Raw genomic sequence first — 20083 nt, forward strand, 5'->3', positions numbered from 1 at the left:
CTTTGGCCACGACCAATCTAATGCAATGTCTCGCCTTCGCGCGCCGCCGCATAAAGCCGCTGCAACTCATCCTCCAGCCGCTCGTTGACCATCAGCAGCGCCATCAGCGCGCCGCGAATGTCGCCGTCGCATGACGCCACGATCTGGTCGATTACGGCTTCGCCTGCTTCAAAACTCATCTGATACACTCCCGTTCAACCGCCCCACTTTCCACCGAGAACATGAATAATTTCTGCGGACCGGTTCGCGTTCCTGTGGATAACGTGGATAAATAAGCCAGATTGGAGCGGAAGGTCGAAGCGCGCCGGGTCCAACCGGATGCTTGATCACCTCGCTGGTATCGCGGTGCGAAGAGGTTCGCGCGCTCCGCCTTATCTCATTGGTACGAAAGGTCTTTCTTATTTTATTCATGATCGTTGTCGTTATCGCCGCTGCGCTGGCTGGTCTGGCGCTGATCACGCAGGCCGGTGTGCTTGTCCTCAACCGTATGCATCCTGCGGCAGGCAGAATAATCGGCGTCGCCGGAGCGCGGATTCACGTCGTGGACATCGGGCCGCGCGATAGCGGTGTGCCGCCGGTCGTGATGATCCATGGCGCGAGTTCGAATCTGGAAACGATGCGCCTGCCGGTCGGGGACATGCTGGCGAAAAGCCGCCGCGTCATCCTGATCGACCGGCCGGGGCATGGCTGGAGCAGCCGCGACCGGTTGTCGGATTCCACGCCATCGGTTCAAGCCCGCATGATCGAGGAGGCGCTCGGCAAGCTCGGCGTGACCGGGGCTGTCCTCGTCGTGCATTCATGGGCCGGCTCGCTCGGTTCGCTGATGGCGCTGCACTATTCGCAACGCGTCGCCGGTCTGGTGATGCTGGCGCCGGTCGCCTATCCGTGGCCGGGAGGGGTCGGCACCTATAATGAGGTCGTCGCCACGCCGGTGATTGGACCGCTGCTGGCCTATACCATCACGCTGCCATTGGGTCTGGCACTGGTCCGGCCCGGAACGCGCGGCGTCTTCCTGCCGCAGGCCATGCCGCTCGATTACGTCAGGGCTGCTGCGATTGCGCTGGTGCTCAGGCCGCGCGAGTTTCTTGCAAATGCGCGCGACCTCGTCACGCTCAAGGCGGCGGTCGCCGAGCAGGCGCCGCGCTACGCGACCATCAAAATTCCGACGGTCGTCATCCATGGAGACGCGGACGAGACCGTGTCGCTCGACATCCATTCGCGCCCGTTCGCCACGGCGGTGCCCGGCGCGAAACTGATCGTGCTGCCCGGCGCCGGGCACATGGTGCAGAACGCAGCGCCGGATCTGGTTGTCCGCGAGATCGGGCAGATGGCTGCCGCGCTGCAACCGCTTGTTGGCCGGCCCGAGCCGGCAGGCGAATATCAGCGTCCTATGCGGCAGCTACCATAGAGCCCCGCTTCTGTTGGAACCAGAAGCGGGGCTCTATGATTCTGATTTGACGCGTTTTCTTCACGCGAACCGGTATCCATCCTCGGGTCAAGCCCGAGGACATGCTTCGCTCGAAAACGCTCTAAACGCCGGTTTCACCGTTCGGACCGACGAAAGCGATGCGGGTCATGTTGGTCGCCCCGGGGGTGCCGAGCGGTACGCCGGCCACGATGATGATGCGCTGGCCGGCCTTGGCAAATCCGTCGCGGAAAGCGATCGAGCCGGCGCGATCGACCATATCGTCCTGGTCATGGGCGTCTTCCGCGACCACGCAGTGCACGCCCCACACCACGGCCAGCTTGCGGCCGGTCGCGAGGTTCGGGGTGATGGCGACCACGGGCGGCTTCGGACGTTCGCGCGCCACACGCAGCGCCGTCGATCCGGAACTGGTCCAGCAGATGATTGCGGAGAGATCGAGCGTTTCGGCGATCTGCCGGGCGGCGTCAGCGATGGCGTCGCCGACGGTGGCCTCCGGCTCGGGGCGCTGCGCGTTGAGCACGCCGCGATAGGTCGGGTCGCGCTCCACCTCTTCGCCGATCCGGTTCATGGTCGCGATGGCTTCGACCGGGTATTTTCCGGCCGCGGACTCGGCGGAGAGCATGATGGCGTCGGCGCCTTCGTAAACCGCGGTGGCGACGTCGGAGACTTCGGCGCGGGTCGGCACCGGCGACAGGATCATCGATTCCAGCATTTGCGTCGCGATCACGACCGGCTTGCCGGCGCGTCGCGCCAGCCGCGTCATCTGCTTCTGAAGGCTGGGCACCTGTTCGAGCGGCAATTCGACGCCGAGATCGCCGCGTGCGACCATCAGGGCATCCGCCATCTCGATGATTTCAGGCAACCGGTCGATGGCCTGCGGTTTCTCGATCTTGGCCATCACCGAGGCGCGGCCGCGGATCATCTTCTTGGCTTCGGCCACATCGTCGGCGCGCTGCACGAACGACAGTGCGATCCAGTCGACGCCGGCTTCCAGCGCCGCGTCGAGATCGGAACGGTCCTTCGGCGTCATCGCCGACATCGGCAAATCGGTATCGGGCAGGCTGACCCCCTTGCGGTCGGACATCCTGCCGCCGACGACGACGCGGGTCACGGCGCGCCCGGACGAGGTCTCCTCGGCGATCAGACGCACCTTGCCGTCATCGAGCAGCAGCGTGTGCCCGGGGCGCAGCGCTGCCAAAATTTCCGGATGCGGAAGGTGGACCCGGGTCTTGTCCCCGGGGGTGTTGTCGGAATCCAGCACGAACGTGTCGCCGTTGCTCAACTGGATCGGGCCATCGGCAAACGAGCCGATCCGGAGCTTGGGCCCCTGCAGGTCGACCAGGATGCCGATCGGACGGCCGTAGCTGCCCTCGACGTTGCGGATCGTCGCCACCAGTTCGCGCATCTTGTCATGCGTGGTGTGGCTCATGTTGATGCGGAAGACGTCGGCACCCGCCTCGAACAGGCGGCGGACCATGGCGCTGTCGGATGAAGCCGGTCCGAGCGTGGCGAGGATCTTGATACGGCGCAGACGTCTCATGGCTTGCGTCCGGGCAACGCGCCTGGCGTCAGTCCAGATACGCCCGGAGGCGTTCCACCCGCGGGATTGGGCAGACCCGGAACCGCGCCGGGTGCAGGCAGCCCTGGCACGCGCTGCGGTCCGTGTTCGCCGGACTCCGTCAATTGCACGGTCCACGCACGCTGGTCGCCTGTATCGATCTCGAAGAAGCCGGTGCGGTCGAAACCGCGCGCGAGGCAATTGTCGGTGCCTCTGATGGTGAATTCTTTATCGCGCGAGCACATGTAAGCCTGTCCCGACCATTCGCCGCCATGGTCGTAATCTAGAGCATAAATATAATAATAACGTGCGATGAGCGCGCCGCGCAGCAGCGTTTCGCAGGCACGCGATGAGACATTCCACCAGCCCTCGGTGGTCCAGCCCTCGGCGTCCTTATAGCCAAGGGCGATGCCGACGCGGCCCGACGTATTGTTGCAGAGCCGGAAGTCCGCTGCCGCGGGCGCCGACCACAGACAAATGACGAGGACGCCGAGCGCAGGCAAAAGGCCCGCAGCGCTCGCGCGCCGCGAGAACGGTGGAGGGAAGCATTGGTCTGATTTTGTCATTTAGCGGGGCAAATCGTTTCGCCGTGATTTCGCGTGACTGTCGCGGCCTGTCAACGGCTGGAACCGGCTTTTAACGCCAAGGTGCGTTTTTTCCAGCCTGCAACATCCTATTTGCGCTGCGATATGGTAAAATCTATGACAAGTCCCAACTTTACCCTGTCCTGACAGGCGATGGCGAGATCGGCCCATGACTATTGATGACAAAACACGAATCGAACTGGAAGCCGCGGTATTCCGGCGTCTGGTCGCGCATCTGCAATCCCGTAGTGATGTTCAGAATATCGACATGATGAATCTCGCCGGCTTCTGCCGCAACTGCCTGTCGAACTGGCTCAAGGAGGCGGCCGACGCGAAAGGGGCCGTCATGACCAAGGACGACAGCCGCGAGGCTGTGTATGGCATGCCCTATGAGACCTGGAAGGCGCAACATCAGGGCGCGGCGACGCCGGACCAGCTCGCAGCGATGAAGAAGAGCCAAAGCGGTCACTGATCGTGTTTCGGGCGGGCTGACGCCGCGCAGTCTGTGGGTCGCTGTGGATGAGCGCAATGCCGCCTTGACGCCGGGCGCGCCGCTCGGGAGTGTCGGCCTTCAAGTGTGGTCGGGGCCACCAGCGCGTCCAAGCTCACATTCCATTATCATCGGTAGATTTCAGGAGTAGCAAGATGGCCACCGCTGTCGCCGCCAAGGAAGAGCCCGCGACCAGATTCGCGAAGGACCAGCTCAAGGCCATCGTCGAGCGCATCGAGCGGCTCGAAGAAGAGAAGAAGACCCTTTCGGACGATATTCGCGACGTCTATGCCGAAGCCAAGGGCAATGGCTACGACGTCAAGGCGCTGCGGACGATCGTGCGGATGCGCAAGCAGGACGCCAACGAGCGCGCCGAGCAGGAAACGATCCTGGAGACCTACATGCAGGCGTTGGGAATGCTGTGAACGGCAGTCTGATACCCAACGGGTCGGAGCCGGGCATAGCCGTGCGAAGAACGGCGTCGCTTCCGCTTGCCTATGTCCCGGCTATCCACGTCTTTGATCTGAGTCCAAGGCTTACGTGGATGGCCGGGCGATGGGTCTTGTTCTGGGCCGACAAGACCGGACCCGAAATGCCGGGTATGACGGCCCAATTATAGCGTTTTCGAGCGAAGCATGTCATCTGGCTTGACCCGAGGATGGATACCGGTTCGCGTGACGAAACTCCAGTTCTGATTCCATCAGAACTGAAAAGGCTCTATGAGTTCATCGCGAGATTACCGCAGCGAGGCCGCGCGTACTGCGAGCGCCGTCGTGGTCAGGCGGGCGACAGCCGATCCGGTAAATCGATCGCAGACGATACCCATCTGCGGATTGTCGGAGAAGGTCATCGCGATCGCCCGGTCCGGCTTTTCGAAATAGACCTGCATCAACGTCATGTCCTGGTCGCCGAGGGCCGTTGCCGACATCGTGCGGCTCGCGCTCGGGGCAAGGATCATCGCGCGCATCCAGGCATCGCTGTCGCGTGTGGTCGCCGGCGCCAGTCGGCGCGAGGTGGACACGACAACGCCTTGGCCCTGTGCGCTTTTGGCGACGACGGTGGTCACGCCGTCGACGGCCATCGGATTGCGCGCGGGGGCGGCGCGCCGGACCGGCGGGATCGATGCGGTCGCCGCGACGATTCGTGCGCGGCGGACGTCCTTCGCCGGCGCATAGGCCAGCGCCTGGAAGGTGTCGGAGATGCCGGAGGTCGATTGCGGGTCGGCTTTGGCGAGCGCCTGGCGGGCGCTGATCGCCGCAATCACCTGCTGCGGCGTGGCTTGCTTCGGGGCCGACGGGATTTCGTCCCAAAAGCCGCGGGCATTGATGATGTCGGCCGGGGTCTGCGGTTTGCCGGCTGCGGCCTGTTTCATGGGTTGTGCCGCCGGAACAGTCAGGACGTCGGCGGACGCAAGCCTGAAGCTCGCGGGCGGCTTCGGCCGCGGCAGCGGGACCGGGGCAGCCGACGCGGCCGGTGCCGCGGAGGCGATCGTCGTCTGGTTTGCCGGCTGGGCGGCCGGTGCGCCATCCGATTCATCCTCCTCGTCGGCGGATTTGCCGCGGAACAGCGCCAGCAGGAAATTCGACGGCTTGCTGTTCGCCGCCCCGTCTTCATCCGCGTTCTGGCCGCGCTTCTCGATGTCGGCCATCGCCAGTTGATAGCCGCGCAGGGGGGTGCCGTCGGAGGGAATGTGCACGGTCCGGCCGTTCGGGAAGACGCGCACCAGCTGGTCGTGGGTCATGCGCGGCCAGTGCCGCACATGGCCGGTGTCGAGGTGAACGAACGGCGAGCCTGATTTCGGATAGAAGCCGACGCCGCCTCGCTGCAGGCGAAGTCCGGCGAAGCGGATTTTTTCGAGCGGCACGCCGGGAATGAAGAAGTCCATGGCGTGGCCGAGCATGTGCTGGCTGAAGCGCGCGACGCCGGTGTGCTTGGAGCGGCGGCGAAGCATGGCATTGGTGGCGGGGGAGCGGTAGGCGGAGATGATGTTGATCGGCTGCTTGGCATCGACGTCGCGGTAGACCTCCCAGAGGATGTCGAAGAGGTGACGATCCATGGTGGTCTGCTCCTGGCTGCGCCAGTCGCGGAGAAAGTGATTGAGCTGTTTCAGCGCGGCTTCGTCGTAGCGGCCGTTGCGCTTGAAGGTGACGGTCAGGTCTTCGTTGGAATGGGTGTGATGGAACGACAGGGTGCGCGTTTCGTTGAGCGCGGCGGCATCGTGCACCGATCCCGCGCCCGCCAGCAGCAGAAGCGACGACAGGCCGATGTGATAACCGGTCCTTGGAATCGACAACGATTTCAATATGCGTGCAAAGCCAGCAAGCACGTATGAGCCCACCCGGAGGATGATTTAGTCGAGGGACCCTTCCACGACCCCGTGTGGTGAAAGGGCTAAACTCAAGTCGTAGGACAGGAGGGTTAAATCCAGATTTACCTTAACTCGCCTGCTCCTAAAGGATAACTAGCCCGCCGACTGTGGCAGAAAAGAGCCAGGGGGTTGGGAAGGGGTGGATAATGGTTAACGTTAAAAGGGCTTCATCGCGCGATGAAGCCCTTGTTTTTAATCAACTAAATATGCTTTTCGACAGACCGTGAGGGGCTGATTTGCCCTTACTTTAAAGGGTATCCTTAGAATCCACACCACCTCGATCATGTTCATGATTTTGGGATCGAATCGATCCAATCATGAACATGATCGATTCCCGTATTTTGAGAAGCGGGATGCGGGCGGAAAACCGCACCACACCTTTCCTCATCCCTCTCTAGCGTCCGTAGATTCGGCGGCGGCGGTCTTCGACCTGCGGGGGCGGGTTCTGGAAGCCGAACAGCCGCTCGAAGAACGATGGGCCGCTGCTCGCAAATCCGCCGCTGTTGTCATTGAAGGCCACGCCTTGTTGCGGGATGTCCCCTCTGGGGGCGGAATAGTTCGGCTGGGCATGGGCGACCACCGCCTCGAGATCGCGGCCCTTGGGGTTGCGAAGCAGCGCCAGCATCTTGGCGTCGGTGCCGTAGACGTCGGGGCGGATCTGCAATTTGCCGGCATGATCCACAAACGCGGTCTGATAGGTGATGTTGACCGGGATCGGAGTCGGAAACTTGATGTCGACCTCGTTCCGGCCATACATGCTTCGGATTTTCTCGGGCGTGTAATGATCCTGCGGAAGGGCGATATTTAGCAGCGTCGCGGCATACTGGTCGGGATTTTGAACCCGCATGCAGCCGTGGCTGTAAGCGCGCTTTTCCTTGGCAAACAGGTATTTATCCGGCGTATCGTGCTGATACACCAGGAACTTGTTCGGAAAATTGAAGCGGATGCGGCCCAGCGCATTGCGGTCGCCGGGCGGTTGCGAAATGTGGATGCCGCCGTTGCGGTCGCGCTCCAGCTTGAGACCCATGCGCTCCAGCACGGTCGGATCCTGCTGCAATGCGGGCAGATATTCCTTGTAGATGATCGACGGCGGCACGTTCCAGGTCGGATTGACGGTGATGTACTTCATCGTTTCCGTCAGAAGCGGCGTGGCATGGATTCCCGGCTTGCCGACGACGACGCGGGTGCTCCAGAGCTGCGCGCCATGCTGCATCACCTTGAGCGTGTAGTCCGGAATATTGAGGATGGCGTAGGCGTTGCCGAGCGACGGAGCGCCGAGTTCGCGCGGCAGCCAGCGCCAGCGCTCCATGTTGACGATAATGGTGTCGATCTGGCGATCCTTCCTCGGACCGTTCAGGGCGCGGATGGTGTTGTTGCCCGCGATGCCGTCGGGCTTGAGGTGATTGCGAGCCTGGAATGCCCGCACGGCGGCGGCGACATCGGCGTCGAAGTGGGCATCGTCGGGATTTTGAGTGACGCCGAGCTTGGCGCGAATCTGCGGCACGCGCGGATCCTCCATCACGGCATTCTTGCGGAACACCAGACTCGGACCTTCGGCAATTTCGACCACGGGGCCTTCCGATGTCTTGCGCAACTCGGCAAGCTTCTGCTTCAGCTCCCGATAGAGCTTCTGCGGCGGGTTGTAGCTGTCGAGCGCCGCGGAGGCATCCTTCGCGGTGGTGACGTTCGCCAACACCTGCTCGGGATCGATGGGATGCTCGGGAAACTGGATATCCGCGCCGACCTGCGACCAGTGCATCCGGCCGCTCTGGGCCTGGCGGGCGTAGTCCATCATGCTCGCGGTCAGCTTGAGGTCGGCTTCCGCGAACTGGTCCGGCGATGACGCTGCGGCAAAGTCGGGCACCGGATAATCGGCGGGGTTGAGGCCATCGGCCGCGGCGTCCTTGAGGCGCGCGATCACGCCCTTGGCCTGCGCATTCAGTGTGCCGCCTTCCGTCCATAGCGGCGCATAGCTCCGCGCCGCGTAGAATTTCTCGATCGCTGTCCGCTCGGCCTTGCGGTCGAAGAGTTTTGTGGCCTTGGTATCGAGCAATTCGTGCAGCTTCTCGGCCGCCGGCTGATCCGCCAGCGGGACATTGCTCGCGGCCTTCACCGGCTCGCTCGGCTGCTCGGCCGCCGGCGCGGCGCCGGTCTCTGTGGGAGGCGGCGTGACGGCGGGGGTGATCGTCGCGGTCGCGTCCTTCTTCGGCTCGTCCTTCGTCGCTTCGTTGGTCTTGATGCCGTCCGCAGGAGTGGCCGCGACATTGGCCGGTTTGGCATCCGCTGGTTTTGTCTCCGCCGCCTTGCTGTCGGAAGCTTTGGTGTCGGGCGAAGTCGTCGTTGCGCCGGAGGCCTTTGCGTCGGAGGTCTTTGCGTCGGAAGCCGCCGTCACGTTCGAAGGCGCCTCGGAATCCGCGGCACCGGCCGCTTTAGTCTCAGCCGGCTTCGTATCAGCCGCCTTCGTTTCGGTCGCTGTCGTATCGGAGGTCTTGTGGTCAGCCGGCTTCGTCGCGCCGACGATCGGAGGCGCGGGCGGCACGTTGTCCATCTTGAAATCGGCTGCGGTGGGTGGCGGAACGTTCGCGGGCTCCGGCATCGGAACTGCGGCGTCGATTGCGAGTTCGCTGGCGCTCTTCTTCGCGATATCGGTCTGGGCAAATGCTGCCGAGGTGGACACCGCTAGAAACGTCGCCGCAAGGACCGTCAGGATCCGGTCGAATCCGGTCCGGTTAGTCGAATAGTCTCGCATTCTCTCGCACCCCTTGGGTGAAACTGTTCCGGCGTGGAACAATTTTCTGATGGTTGTCCTGCGTTCGCCCAAGCCTTGATTTTGCAAGTCTTGATTGTGCAAACCTTGATTTCGCAAGCCTTGATCCCGGCGTTTCACGATTCATGCGCGAACGTTATACGCGCCCGATTCGGGCATCCAGCGCCACAGGGACAACTCACGACAAACTGACCTCAAAAGACGCCGTTTGCAACGCGATGCGTGTTTCTGCGGCGCGTTTTCCGTTAGTCTGTCACCACACCGCAACGGTTCATGCTTGTTCTCACACTCTCCTGTGATTCGAACGCAATCTCTCGTGATACGAACGCGATGGAGCTTGTTACTGTTCCTCCTTTGCGGCGATGTCGTCGAGCTTGCGGTAGAGCGTAGACCGCCCGATTTTCAACCGACGCGCCACTTCGGACATTTGTCCGCGATAGTGTGAAATCGCGAAGCGAACGATGTCTGCTTCCAGTTCCTCAAGTGGGCGTATTTCACCATCGTAAGTCAGCATTGCCAGGCTGACTGCATCAGGCAGCGGCGCTATGGGTATTTCATTACCGGAGACCAGGTCGGGTGATGGTCGCTGGAGCACCGGCTCCATGATCAGCGGCTCGCTCGCCTCGGCGTCGGTAGCGGGTTGCGCGCCGATCAGCGGAAAATCCGGGAGGCCAAGCTGCTCGCCCTCGCTCATGACCACCGCGCGGTACACCGCGTTTTCGAGCTGGCGGATGTTGCCGGGCCAGTTGAGCTGCGACAGCCCCGCCATCGCTTCGCCGCTGATGCCGTTGATGGTCCGGTTCTCCTCGGCGCAGAAGCGCGCGAGGAAGTGCCGCAGCAGGTTCGGGATGTCGTCGCGCCGCATCCGAAGCGGGGGGATCGTCAGCGGCAGAACATGGAGGCGATAGAACAGGTCTTCCCTGAACTGCCCGGCCTTGACGCGATCGAGCAGCCGCCGATTGGTCGCCGAGATAATGCGGACGTCGATCTTGACCGGCTTGCGGCCGCCGACCGCTTCCACCGCGCCTTCCTGCAGCGCGCGCAAAAGCTTCACCTGCGCGGTCAGCGGCAGTTCGCTCACTTCGTCGAGAAACAGGGTGCCGCCGGAAGCCTCAACGAACTTGCCGGTGTGGCGTTCGGTTGCGCCGGTGAATGATCCCTTCTCGTGGCCGAACAGGATCGACTCCACGAGGTTGTCCGGGATCGCGCCGCAGTTTACCGCGACAAACGGCTTGGCGCTGCGCTCGCCGGTGCCATGGATGGCGCGCGCGAACAGTTCCTTGCCGACGCCGGACTCGCCCTCGATCAGCACCGGGATCGACGAACTCGCAGCCTTCCTGGCGATCTTCATCACGTTGGCCATGGTCTCGCTGCGCGTGATGATGTCGGCGAAGGTGAGGCGGCCCTCGCGGCTATGGCGGACGCGCCGCAATTCGCCCTTCAGTGCGCTGGCGTTGAGCGCATTGCGCAAGGACACCTGCAGACGCTCGATCCCGACCGGCTTGATCACGAAATCATGGGCGCCGGCGCGCATCGCCGAGACCACGTTGTCGATGCCGCCATGCGCGGTCTGGACGACGACGGGGACACCGATGCCGGCTTCGCGGATTTTCGCCAGCACGCCCATGCCGTCGAGGCCAGGCATCACGAGGTCGAGGATGAGGGCATCGATGACGGGGCCGTCCGAGGCCGTCAGCGCGGCGATGGCGGCGTCGCCGCCCTCGACCACGATCGCGTCATAGCCGCACCGCCGCACCATGTTTTCGACGAGCCGGCGCTGCACCGCGTCATCGTCGGCGATCAAAATGGTGGCAGTCATGGTATTCCCCGCACGCTACAACTATCTGTACCGAATCGGGGCACACTGGCGGACGGGGATTAATGCGCTCTTAAGGTTTGCCGCCCGGTCGTCATGCAACAGTTTTCTTCCTGAGAAAGTCTGGATCGATAATGGCTTCGCGTTCTTCCTCTGCTTCACGCAAATCCGCCGCCGCCCGCAACCCCGCCTCTCATCGCAAGCCAACTGTGAAAAAAGCTGCCGTCGCGAAACCGGATGCGGGACGTCTGCCGGAATGGAATCTCGCGGACCTCTATGCCGGAATCGATGCGCCCGAGGTGGCGCGCGATCTCGACAAGGTCGATGCGGACTGCAAGGCGTTCGAGGCCGACTACAAGGGCAAGCTCGCGACGGAAACCTCGAAGCCGGACGGCGGCTTGTGGCTGGCCCAAGCCGTGCGGCGCTATGAGGCGATCGACGATCTCGCCGGCCGGCTCGGCTCGTATGCGGGGCTGATCCACGCCGGAGATAGCGTCGATCCGGCGATCTCGAAATTCTACGGCGATGTCTCAGAGCGTCTGACCGCCGCTTCGGTGCATCTGCTGTTCTTCGCGCTCGAACTCAACCGCATCGACGACGATGTGATCGAGCGCGCCATGCAAACGCCGGAGCTTGGGCATTATCGCCCATGGATCGAGGACAGCCGCAAGGACAAGCCCTACCAGCTCGAGGATCGCGTCGAGCGGCTCTTCCATGAGAAGTCGCAGACCGGCTATTCCGCCTGGAACAGGCTGTTCGACCAAACCATTGCAGGGTTGCGCTTCAGGGTCGGGACCAGGGAGCTGGCGATCGAACAGACTCTGAACCTGTTGCAGGACCGCTTACCGGAAAAGCGAAAGGCGGCCGGGCAGGCGTTGGCGAAGACGTTCAAGGCCAACGAGCGAACATTCGCGCTCATCACCAACACGCTCGCCAAGGACAAGGATATTTCCGACCGCTGGCGCGGCTTTCAGGATGTCGCGGATTCACGCCATTTGAACAATCGAGTCGAGCGTGAGGTAGTGGATGCGCTGGTGGCTTCGGTGCGTGCGGCCTATCCGCGGCTGTCGCATCGCTACTACGCGCTGAAGGCGCGCTGGTTCAAAAAGAAGAAGCTCGCGCATTGGGACCGCAACGCGCCGCTGCCGTTCGCCGCCACCGGCGTCATTCCGTGGAGCGACGCGCGCAAGATGGTGCTGACCGCCTATGGCGACTTCTCGCCGAAAATGGCCGGCATCGCCGAACAGTTCTTCACCGACCGCTGGATCGATGCGCCGGTGCGTCCCGGCAAGGCGCCGGGCGCGTTCTCGCATCCGACCACGCCATCGGCGCACCCTTACGTGCTGATGAACTACCAGGGCAAGCCGCGCGACGTGATGACGCTCGCGCACGAACTGGGTCATGGCGTGCATCAGGTGCTGGCGGCGAAGAACGGCGCGCTGATGGCGCCGACGCCGCTGACGCTTGCGGAAACCGCAAGCGTGTTCGGCGAGATGCTGACTTTCAAGCGACTGCTGGCGCAAACGAAGAACGCGAAGCAGCGGCAGGCGCTCCTGGCCGGCAAGGTCGAGGACATGATCAACACCGTGGTGCGGCAGATCGCGTTCTACTCATTCGAACGCGCGGTCCATACCGAGCGCAGGAACGGCGAACTCACCGCCGAGCGTATCGGCCAGCTCTGGCTCAGCGTGCAGGGCGAAAGCCTGGGGCCCGCGATCGAGATCAAGCCGGGCTACGAGACCTTCTGGATGTACATTCCGCACTTCATTCATTCGCCGTTCTACGTCTACGCCTATGCGTTCGGAGATTGCCTCGTGAACTCGCTCTACGCGGTCTATGAGCACGCGTCCGAAGGGTTCGCCGAGCGCTATCTCGCGATGCTCGCCGCCGGCGGCACCAGACACTATTCCGAACTGCTGAGGCCGTTCGGGCTCGACGCCAGGGATCCGAAATTCTGGGACGGTGGATTGTCGGTTATTGCCGGAATGATCGATGAACTGGAAGCGATGGGATAGGCCATTGGCCGACCTTTTGTGGCGTCAAACAAGCGAGGAGGGTCTGACGCGCCGGATCGGGGACAACTGGTCGCGAGATTGAACGGGGCGCCGTGCGTCGGCGTTCGCACGACAGAAATCGCATCCCCCCGAGCCGCTTGGCGTTGTTTGCAGGAGCAAAGTCCTATTGAGCGCGCGGCAACGGCGTGTCTGATCGCGCGTGGCAAAATGGCGCAGCGAGCACCGGAAGCCCATAAACCAGGAGCCCACAAACGGTTTGGGCCGAACGCTGCAAGAAAAGCGTGTATTTTTCAATCATAAGCTGTCTTTTTCTGCCGCGCGTGCCCGTCTGGAGCCGAATGCCAAGGCGGGCTGGACGTGATTCAGGTATCCGGCTGACACAGGGTGCGGCCGTCCCGTCCAAAACATCGGGCGAACCGTTGCTCTGTCTTCACGATTGCGCTAATTGCTCACGGGCAGATCAACCTTGGCAGGAGACTTGACGTGTCAGATCATGGCGAATTGGTATTTACGACGGCGGACGGAATGGATTACCCGGCGCACGAGAATGCATATAAAACGTTCATCAGGTTCGGGACGATCGGTACTGCGGCCGTGATCACCATCGTCTCGTTGATGGCGATTTTCCTCGTCTGATTGTCCGGTCGCCGTTCCGGCCGTCTCTGATTTTCGTTCGATAGCAATGTGGCTGGTGCTTTAGTCGTGCGTGGCCGTGGGCTGCGGGAGGCATCATGAAGATTGCGATAGCGAAGGAAATCGATCCGTCCGAGCCGCGGGTGGCGGCGTCGCCGGATACCGTGAAGAAGTTCAAGGCGCTCGGCGCGGATGTCGCAATCGAGCCGGGCGCCGGAGTCAGGTCGGGATTGCCGGATTCGGAATTCACGGCCGCGGGCGCTGTAGTCAGTGCCGATGCGCTCAAGGATGCCGACGTCGTCGTCAAGGTGAAGCGGCCGGAAGTCAGCGAGCTTGCGCAATATAAGCGCGGCGCGCTGGTGATCGCGATCATGGATCCTTACGGCAACGAGGCGGCGCTAAAGAAGATAGCGGATGCCGGCGTGTCGGCATTCGCGATGGAACTGATGCCGCGTATCACGCGCGCCCAGGTGATGGACGTGCTGTCGAGTCAGGCAAATCTGGCCGGCTACCGCGCCGTTATCGAGGCGGCGGAGGCCTTCGGCCGCGCATTTCCGATGATGATGACCGCAGCCGGCACTGTGCCGGCGGCGAAGGTGTTTGTCATGGGTGTCGGCGTTGCCGGCCTTCAGGCGATCGCCACCGCGCGCCGCCTCGGCGCCGTCGTCACCGCAACCGACGTCCGTCCCGCTACCAAGGAGCAGGTGGAAAGTCTCGGCGCCAAATTCCTCGCGGTCGAGGACGAGGAGTTCAAGAACGCGCAGACCGCCGGCGGCTACGCCAAGGAAATGTCGAAAGAGTATCAGGCCAAGCAGGCGGCGCTGACCGCAGAGCACATCAAGAAGCAGGACATCATCATCACGACGGCGCTGATTCCCGGACGTCCGGCGCCGAAGCTCGTGACTGCGGAGATGGTGCGCTCGATGAAGCCGGGCTCGGTGCTGGTCGATCTCGCGGTCGAACGCGGCGGCAATATCGAAGGCGTCAAGGCAGGCAAGATCGTCGATCTCGATGGCGTGAAGATCGTCGGCTTTACCAATGTCGCGGGCCGCGTCGCCACCTCGGCGTCGAGCCTGTACGCCCGCAACCTGTTTTCGTTCATCGAGACGCTGGTCGACAAGACGACCAAGGCCCTCGCGGTGAACTGGGACGACGAACTGGTCAAGGCCACCGCGCTGACCAGGAATGGCGCGGTCATTCATCCGAACTTCCAGCCAAAAAGCGCATGACGCTCAGGTGCACAGCCGGCGAACGGGTTATCCCGTGGGGCCAGACGCGCGGGTTTATCTGCGGGTTTCCGAATCACGCCATCGGCGCGAACGCGAGGCGTTCGTCGCCCGGCGGGCCCCGGAACGACGAATAGGAACGTCCCCATGGAACATATCGTTCAGGCCGTCGATCCCTTTGTGTTCCGGCTGTCGGTTTTCGTCCTGGCCGTATTCGTCGGCTACTTTGTGGTGTGGTCGGTAACGCCCGCGCTGCATACGCCGTTGATGTCGGTCACCAACGCGATCTCGTCGGTGATCGTGGTCGGCGCGCTGCTCGCCGTCGGCGTCGGCATGATCTCGTCGGGTTCGGGCTGGGCGCGGGCCTTCGGTTTCGTCGCCCTGGTGTTCGCCTGCGTGAATATCTTCGGCGGCTTTCTCGTCACCCAGCGAATGCTGGCGATGTACAAGAAGAAGCAGAAGTGAGCGGGGACCTTGAATAAATGTCGTCAAGCCCCGCGGAGGCGGGGCATCCAGTAGGCCGTGACTGCCTGTCTAGAGCGTTTTCGAGCGAAGTGGATACCGATTCGCGTGAAGAAAACGCGTCAAATCAAAATCATAGAGCCTCGCTTCGGATTCAATCAGAAGCGAGGCTCTAGTCATGACCGTTTCGGATGACTGGATCATCCGCTTTCGCGGATGATGACAGAAGGATGACAGAAGAGGGGCTCTTAGTTTGATGAACGCCAATCTCTCCGCGCTGCTTTACCTTATCGCCGGTGTCTTGTTCATCCTGTCGCTGCGCGGGCTGTCGAGCCCGGCGTCGAGCCGCCGCGGCAATTTCCTCGGCATGATCGGCATGGCGATCGCGGTCGCGACCACGCTCGCGGCGCATCCGCCCGCCGATGCTCTGGCATGGCTGCTGGTGATCCTCGGGGTCGCGATCGGCGGCAGCATCGGCGCGGTGATCGCACGCCGGGTGCCGATGACGTCGATGCCGGAACTGGTCGCGGCGTTCCACTCGCTGGTCGGCATGGCGGCGGTGCTGGTGGCCGCGGGCGCGTTCTATGCGCCGGAAGCCTTCGGCATCGGCACGCCGGGCCATATCCATGCGCAGAGTCTGGTCGAGATGTCGCTCGGCGTCGCCATCGGCGCATTGACATTCACCGGCTCGGTGATCGCGTTCCTGAAGCTATCGGGCCGCATGAGCGGCGCCCCGATCATCCTGCCGGCGCGTCACATCATTAACATCGTGCTCGCTTTGGCGCTGGTGTTCTTCGTCGTCGGGCTGGTGATGTCCGGCAGCGTGCTCGATTTCTGGCTGATCGTCATTCTGGCGCTGCTGCTCGGCGCGCTCTTGATCATTCCGATCGGTGGCGCCGACATGCCGGTCGTGATCTCGATGCTGAACTCGTATTCCGGCTGGGCGGCGGCCGGCATCGGCTTCACGCTCGGCAATTCGGCGCTGATCATCACCGGCGCGCTGGTCGGCTCCTCCGGCGCGATCCTGTCCTACATCATGTGCCATGCTATGAATCGCTCGTTCATCTCGGTGATCCTCGGCGGGTTCGGCGGCGAGACCGCCGTGGCCGGTGCCGGCGGCGGCGAGGTCAAGCCGGTCAAGCTCGGCTCGGCGGACGACGCCGCCTTCATCTTGAAGAACGCACAGAAGGTCATCATCGTGCCCGGCTATGGCATGGCGGTGGCGCAGGCCCAGCACGCGCTGCGCGAGATGGCCGACACCCTCAAGAAGGAGGGCGTCGAGGTGAAGTACGCGATTCATCCTGTGGCGGGTCGCATGCCCGGTCACATGAACGTGCTGCTCGCCGAGGCTAACGTGCCCTATGACGAGGTGTTCGAGCTTGAGGACATCAATTCGGAATTCGCCCAGGCCGACGTCGCCTTCGTGATCGGCGCCAACGACGTCACCAACCCGGCGGCGGAGGAAGACAAGACCTCGCCGATCTACGGAATGCCGGTATTGCAGGTCTGGAAGGCCGGCACCGTGATGTTCATCAAGCGTTCGCTGGCGTCGGGCTACGCCGGCATCGACAATCCACTGTTCTATCGGGACAACACCATGATGCTGCTTGGCGACGCCAAGAAGATGACGGAGAATATTGTCAAGGGAATGTAATACGGCGACTCAACAGCGGGAGACCGATATGGCTGACAACAAGGCGAAGCGAGGCGGAAGCGACCGCGGCTTGATAGCGTTGAGTGAAGCCTATGAGGTCCGTTACTGGTCCAGGAAATTCAAAGTCACGCCGTTGAAGCTGAAGGCCGCCGTCAAGGTTGTCGGCCGTTCCGCCAGGAAGGTCGAGGCCTACATCAAGCTGCAGAAGCATAAGGCGAGTGACCGGGTGTTGATTGCGCTGAGCCAGCCATACGAAGTCAGCTACTGGTCGAAGAGGTTCAAGGTCACGCCCGCAAGGCTCCGCGCTGCGGTCAAGGCAGTCGGACACTCCTCGAAGAAGGTCGGCGCCTACCTCTCTCCCAAAAAGGCCGTCAAAAAGAGGACAGCTGCCAAGAAGAAGACAGTCGTCAAAAAGAAAACAGCCGTCAAAAAGAAGAGGACGGTGAAGAAGGCAAAAAAGAGCGTCCGTAAGCGCACCAAATAACCGCTTGCCGGCTTTATGAGTCGGCGCCTTTCAATGCCGCGGTCGGTGTTGGCGGGCTGGTCAGCAGTTCCCTGCTGCCGGTAGGCACTGAAACCGGTCCATGGCCGCGATCTTACACAGCGTTCGGCCGGATCAAGCTGCTGACACAAACCGACACGGAACGTCACGGCTTATCGCTCACTTGCCACCGATCGGTCGCGATTGATCCCTTAATCGGCCAAAAAGTTTCCCCATCAGACAGCGTGGGAGAGGCCGGTCATGTTGACACTCGCTTTGAAATTTTTCTTTGAGAAGATATTGCCGTCTGTCCTCACGACAGTGACAGCGGCCTACATCGTCAACCATTACATCGCCGACAAGCCTGCCGACGCACCGCTAACCGCTGCTGTGCCCGATAAAGCCGGCAGCAACAATCCCGAGGCCGGGGTTCGGGCGAAGGGTGTTTCCGAAAAGGCGGTCGCGAAGGTTGAGGCCGGGAAGGTCCAGCCCGAGACGGCTGCGGCAAAACCCGCGGAAAAGAAGCGGGCGGAAATCGCGAGCCTGCCGACTGACACGAAAAAGCATCAAGCGGCGCGGCGCGAGAAAGCCGCCGCCAAGGTAACGTCCACGCCGGCTGCTTCGGCGCAGGTGGCCTCGGTTCCGGACGATCATCGCGATGCCAACGATCTTGCGCGTGCCGCGATCGATCGCTTGCGCGGCACGAATGATGCGCCCGTGCGGGTCGAGGCGTCTCGTCCTCAATCAGAGGTTTCTCGAGCGCAACGGGACGCCGATCGTCGGCCGGACGAATCCACGTCGTCGCGCCTGCAAGAGGTCACGCGCGCCGCACCTCAGCCGGCGATGCAACCGCTCCCGCCTGCGATCCGGGTGTCGACGCCGGCTGTCGAAATGCTCTCGCCCGACGCGACGGGGATGGGGGAATCGCAGGTTAACAGCGACGACCGGGTGCGGTTGCCGGTTCCGCCCGCAGATATTCCGCCTGCGGATATTCCACAAGCGTCGCGGCCGCTCGATCTCGAGGCCAACGGGGCGGCGCCGGCGATGCGCACCCATACCACGGTCGCCGACGATATGCTTTCGGCCGCGAAATCGGTCTTCCAGACGGTGCTGCCGCGATAGTCGCGGGCCTAGAGTCTTTTCGCTTCTGATGGAATCAGAAGCGAGGCTCTATGATTTTGATTTGACGCGTTTTCTTCACGCGAACCGGTATCCACTTCGCTCGAAAACGCTCTAACAAACACTTCGCTGAAACGAAAAACGCGAGCCCCCGGGGCTCGCGTTTTTCGTATTCAAATTGGAGTCTCGTTTTAGCGAGGCGGGCGCGGACCGGCACCCGGACCACCACGGCCAGGTCCAGCGCCAAAAGCCGGCTTCGGCTTCATCGGCAGCAGGCCTTCGCGCTGCATCTTCTTGCGCGCAAGCTTGCGGGCGCGGCGCACGGCTTCGGCCTTTTCGCGAGCCTTTTTCTCGGAGGGCTTTTCGTAATGACCGCGGAGCTTCATCTCGCGGAAAATCCCCTCGCGCTGCATCTTCTTCTTCAGCGCCTTAAGGGCTTGATCGACATTGTTATCGCGAACGAGAACCTGCACGCGGCATCCTCTTTCAATTGCACGGATTGAGAATTCGTCAGACAGCGGAAGAGCCGACAAAGGCCAAGCTTTCAGCGTCAAGGGCGCCGATGTACCAGATCAAAGCGCGAATGTCCACCGTTGGGCAGTGGCTTGGTTCGCGGGAAATGCCGGAAATTCGGGTGGAATACCCCCAAAGAACCGCCAGTGGAGTTCAGCAACGCTTCACATCGGGTTGCTATGGAACCTGAGTTGTGATGGCTGATTCCCGCAACCGAGGGAGGCGTGTCATGGATATCAGGAAATACGCGGCCGAACTGATTGGCACTTTCTGGCTGACCTTTATGGGCTGCGGCAGCGCGGTCATCGCGGCGGCGTTTCCACAGGTCGGCATCGGACTGCTGGGCGTTGCCTTTACCTTCGGTCTGAGCGTCGTCACCATGGCCTATGCGATCGGGCACATTTCGGGCTGCCATCTCAATCCGGCGATCACGGTGGGTCTGACCGCGGGCGGCCGGTTTCCGGCCGGACAGGTGGTGCCGTACATCATCGCGCAAGTGATCGGTGCGGTCGCTGCCGCTGCGCTGCTCTATGTGATCGCCAGCGGGGCTCCGGGCTTCGATGTCGCCAAGGGCTTCGCGTCGAACGGCTACGGCGAGCACTCGCCTGGTCACTACAGCCTCATGGTCGGCTTCATCACCGAGGTGACGATGACGGCCATGTTCCTGTTCGTCATCATGGGATCGACCCACGGCAAGGCTCCGGTTTCGCGCCGCTGGCGATCGGGCTCGCGCTGGTGATGATTCACCTCGTCAGCATTCCTGTCACCAACACGTCGGTGAATCCGGCGCGTAGCACCGGTCCGGCACTGTTCGTCGGCGGCTGGGCGCTGAAGCAGCTCTGGCTGTTCTGGGTGGGGCCGTTGATTGGCGGCGTCATCGGCGGCTTGGTCTATCGCGGGCTCAGCAACGAGCCGGAAGGCGTTGTTGCCGGAAAATAGGCGGAAAAGTCGGCAAGAGCTGCGATCGGCGG

The 20083-nt window shown here is 62.4% G+C and carries 17 protein-coding genes and 1 pseudogene; 11 read left to right on the forward strand and 7 right to left on the reverse strand.

Going from position 1 to position 20083, the window contains the following annotated elements:
• Positions 1-17: 17 nt before the first annotated feature.
• On the reverse strand, positions 18-179 hold the full coding sequence (locus V4R08_RS01450) for a hypothetical protein (RefSeq protein WP_335577703.1): 162 nt from the start codon (positions 177-179) through the stop codon (positions 18-20).
• A gap of 230 nt (positions 180-409) precedes the next feature.
• Between V4R08_RS01450 and V4R08_RS01455 the strand changes: the two genes are divergently transcribed.
• Positions 410-1408: an alpha/beta fold hydrolase gene (locus tag V4R08_RS01455; RefSeq protein WP_335577704.1), complete on the forward strand. Its 999-nt coding sequence runs from the start codon at positions 410-412 to the stop codon at positions 1406-1408.
• A gap of 121 nt (positions 1409-1529) precedes the next feature.
• On the opposite strand, the gene pyk is transcribed toward V4R08_RS01455, so the two are convergent.
• Positions 1530-2966, reverse strand: coding sequence for a pyruvate kinase (pyk, locus tag V4R08_RS01460; RefSeq protein ID WP_335577705.1), 1437 nt, complete (start codon positions 2964-2966; stop codon positions 1530-1532).
• Complete coding sequence (locus tag V4R08_RS01465; RefSeq protein ID WP_335577706.1) at positions 2963-3550, reverse strand: DUF1036 domain-containing protein; 588 nt, start codon at positions 3548-3550, stop codon at positions 2963-2965. Before V4R08_RS01465 ends, pyk begins: the two co-directional genes overlap by 4 nt.
• Before the next feature lie 187 nt (positions 3551-3737).
• On the opposite strand from V4R08_RS01465, the gene V4R08_RS01470 reads away from it, so the two are divergent.
• Positions 3738-4040 (forward strand): DUF1244 domain-containing protein, encoded by a 303-nt coding sequence (locus V4R08_RS01470; RefSeq protein ID WP_335577707.1) that lies wholly within the window; start codon positions 3738-3740, stop codon positions 4038-4040.
• A 173-nt stretch (positions 4041-4213) separates the two neighbouring features.
• The gene (locus tag V4R08_RS01475; protein ID WP_335577708.1) at positions 4214-4483 is read left to right on the forward strand and encodes a DUF2312 domain-containing protein; all 270 of its coding nucleotides are present in this window, start codon (positions 4214-4216) and stop codon (positions 4481-4483) included.
• Between the two features lie 311 nt (positions 4484-4794).
• Here the strand turns inward: V4R08_RS01475 and V4R08_RS01480 are convergent, their stop codons facing one another.
• The 3 genes from V4R08_RS01480 to V4R08_RS01490 all read right to left on the reverse strand — a co-directional run bounded on the left by V4R08_RS01480 (position 4795) and on the right by V4R08_RS01490 (position 11012).
• Positions 4795-6384, reverse strand: a complete 1590-nt coding sequence (locus V4R08_RS01480; protein WP_335577709.1) for a peptidoglycan L,D-endopeptidase MepK — start codon at positions 6382-6384, stop codon at positions 4795-4797.
• Positions 6385-6820: 436 nt separating this feature from the next.
• The gene (locus V4R08_RS01485) at positions 6821-9175 is read right to left on the reverse strand and encodes a L,D-transpeptidase scaffold domain-containing protein (protein ID WP_335577710.1); all 2355 of its coding nucleotides are present in this window, start codon (positions 9173-9175) and stop codon (positions 6821-6823) included.
• Positions 9176-9533: 358 nt separating this feature from the next.
• Positions 9534-11012: a sigma-54-dependent transcriptional regulator gene (locus V4R08_RS01490; RefSeq protein ID WP_335577711.1), complete on the reverse strand. Its 1479-nt coding sequence runs from the start codon at positions 11010-11012 to the stop codon at positions 9534-9536.
• Between the two features lie 131 nt (positions 11013-11143).
• On the opposite strand from V4R08_RS01490, the gene V4R08_RS01495 reads away from it, so the two are divergent.
• From V4R08_RS01495 to V4R08_RS01525, 7 genes are all read left to right on the forward strand, one after another.
• The gene (locus V4R08_RS01495) at positions 11144-13024 is read left to right on the forward strand and encodes a M3 family oligoendopeptidase (protein ID WP_335577712.1); all 1881 of its coding nucleotides are present in this window, start codon (positions 11144-11146) and stop codon (positions 13022-13024) included.
• Between the two features lie 483 nt (positions 13025-13507).
• Positions 13508-13660 (forward strand): aa3-type cytochrome c oxidase subunit IV, encoded by a 153-nt coding sequence (locus V4R08_RS01500; RefSeq protein ID WP_335577713.1) that lies wholly within the window; start codon positions 13508-13510, stop codon positions 13658-13660.
• A 95-nt stretch (positions 13661-13755) separates the two neighbouring features.
• On the forward strand, positions 13756-14886 hold the full coding sequence (locus V4R08_RS01505; RefSeq protein ID WP_335577714.1) for a Re/Si-specific NAD(P)(+) transhydrogenase subunit alpha: 1131 nt from the start codon (positions 13756-13758) through the stop codon (positions 14884-14886).
• A gap of 144 nt (positions 14887-15030) precedes the next feature.
• A complete protein-coding gene (locus tag V4R08_RS01510) occupies positions 15031-15348 on the forward strand; it encodes a proton-translocating transhydrogenase family protein (RefSeq protein WP_335577715.1) in 318 nt (105 codons plus the stop codon).
• A 253-nt stretch (positions 15349-15601) separates the two neighbouring features.
• The gene (locus V4R08_RS01515; protein WP_335577716.1) at positions 15602-16999 is read left to right on the forward strand and encodes an NAD(P)(+) transhydrogenase (Re/Si-specific) subunit beta; all 1398 of its coding nucleotides are present in this window, start codon (positions 15602-15604) and stop codon (positions 16997-16999) included.
• Positions 17000-17027: 28 nt separating this feature from the next.
• Positions 17028-17483 carry a DUF3606 domain-containing protein gene (locus V4R08_RS01520; protein WP_335577717.1) on the forward strand — a complete coding sequence of 152 codons (456 nt, stop codon included), beginning with the start codon at positions 17028-17030 and terminating at the stop codon, positions 17481-17483.
• 258 nt (positions 17484-17741) lie between these two features.
• Positions 17742-18602 (forward strand): hypothetical protein, encoded by an 861-nt coding sequence (locus tag V4R08_RS01525; protein WP_335577718.1) that lies wholly within the window; start codon positions 17742-17744, stop codon positions 18600-18602.
• A 188-nt stretch (positions 18603-18790) separates the two neighbouring features.
• Here V4R08_RS01525 and rpsU read toward each other — a convergent pair whose 3' ends face one another.
• Positions 18791-19072: a 30S ribosomal protein S21 gene (gene rpsU, locus V4R08_RS01530; protein WP_335577719.1), complete on the reverse strand. Its 282-nt coding sequence runs from the start codon at positions 19070-19072 to the stop codon at positions 18791-18793.
• A gap of 269 nt (positions 19073-19341) precedes the next feature.
• On the opposite strand from rpsU, the pseudogene aqpZ reads away from it, so the two are divergent.
• Positions 19342-20051: pseudogene (aqpZ, locus tag V4R08_RS01535) on the forward strand (aquaporin Z).
• The last annotated feature ends 32 nt before the right edge of the window (positions 20052-20083 follow it).

This window comes from Nitrobacter sp. NHB1, assembly GCF_036964665.1.
GTDB lineage: Bacteria > Pseudomonadota > Alphaproteobacteria > Rhizobiales > Xanthobacteraceae > Nitrobacter.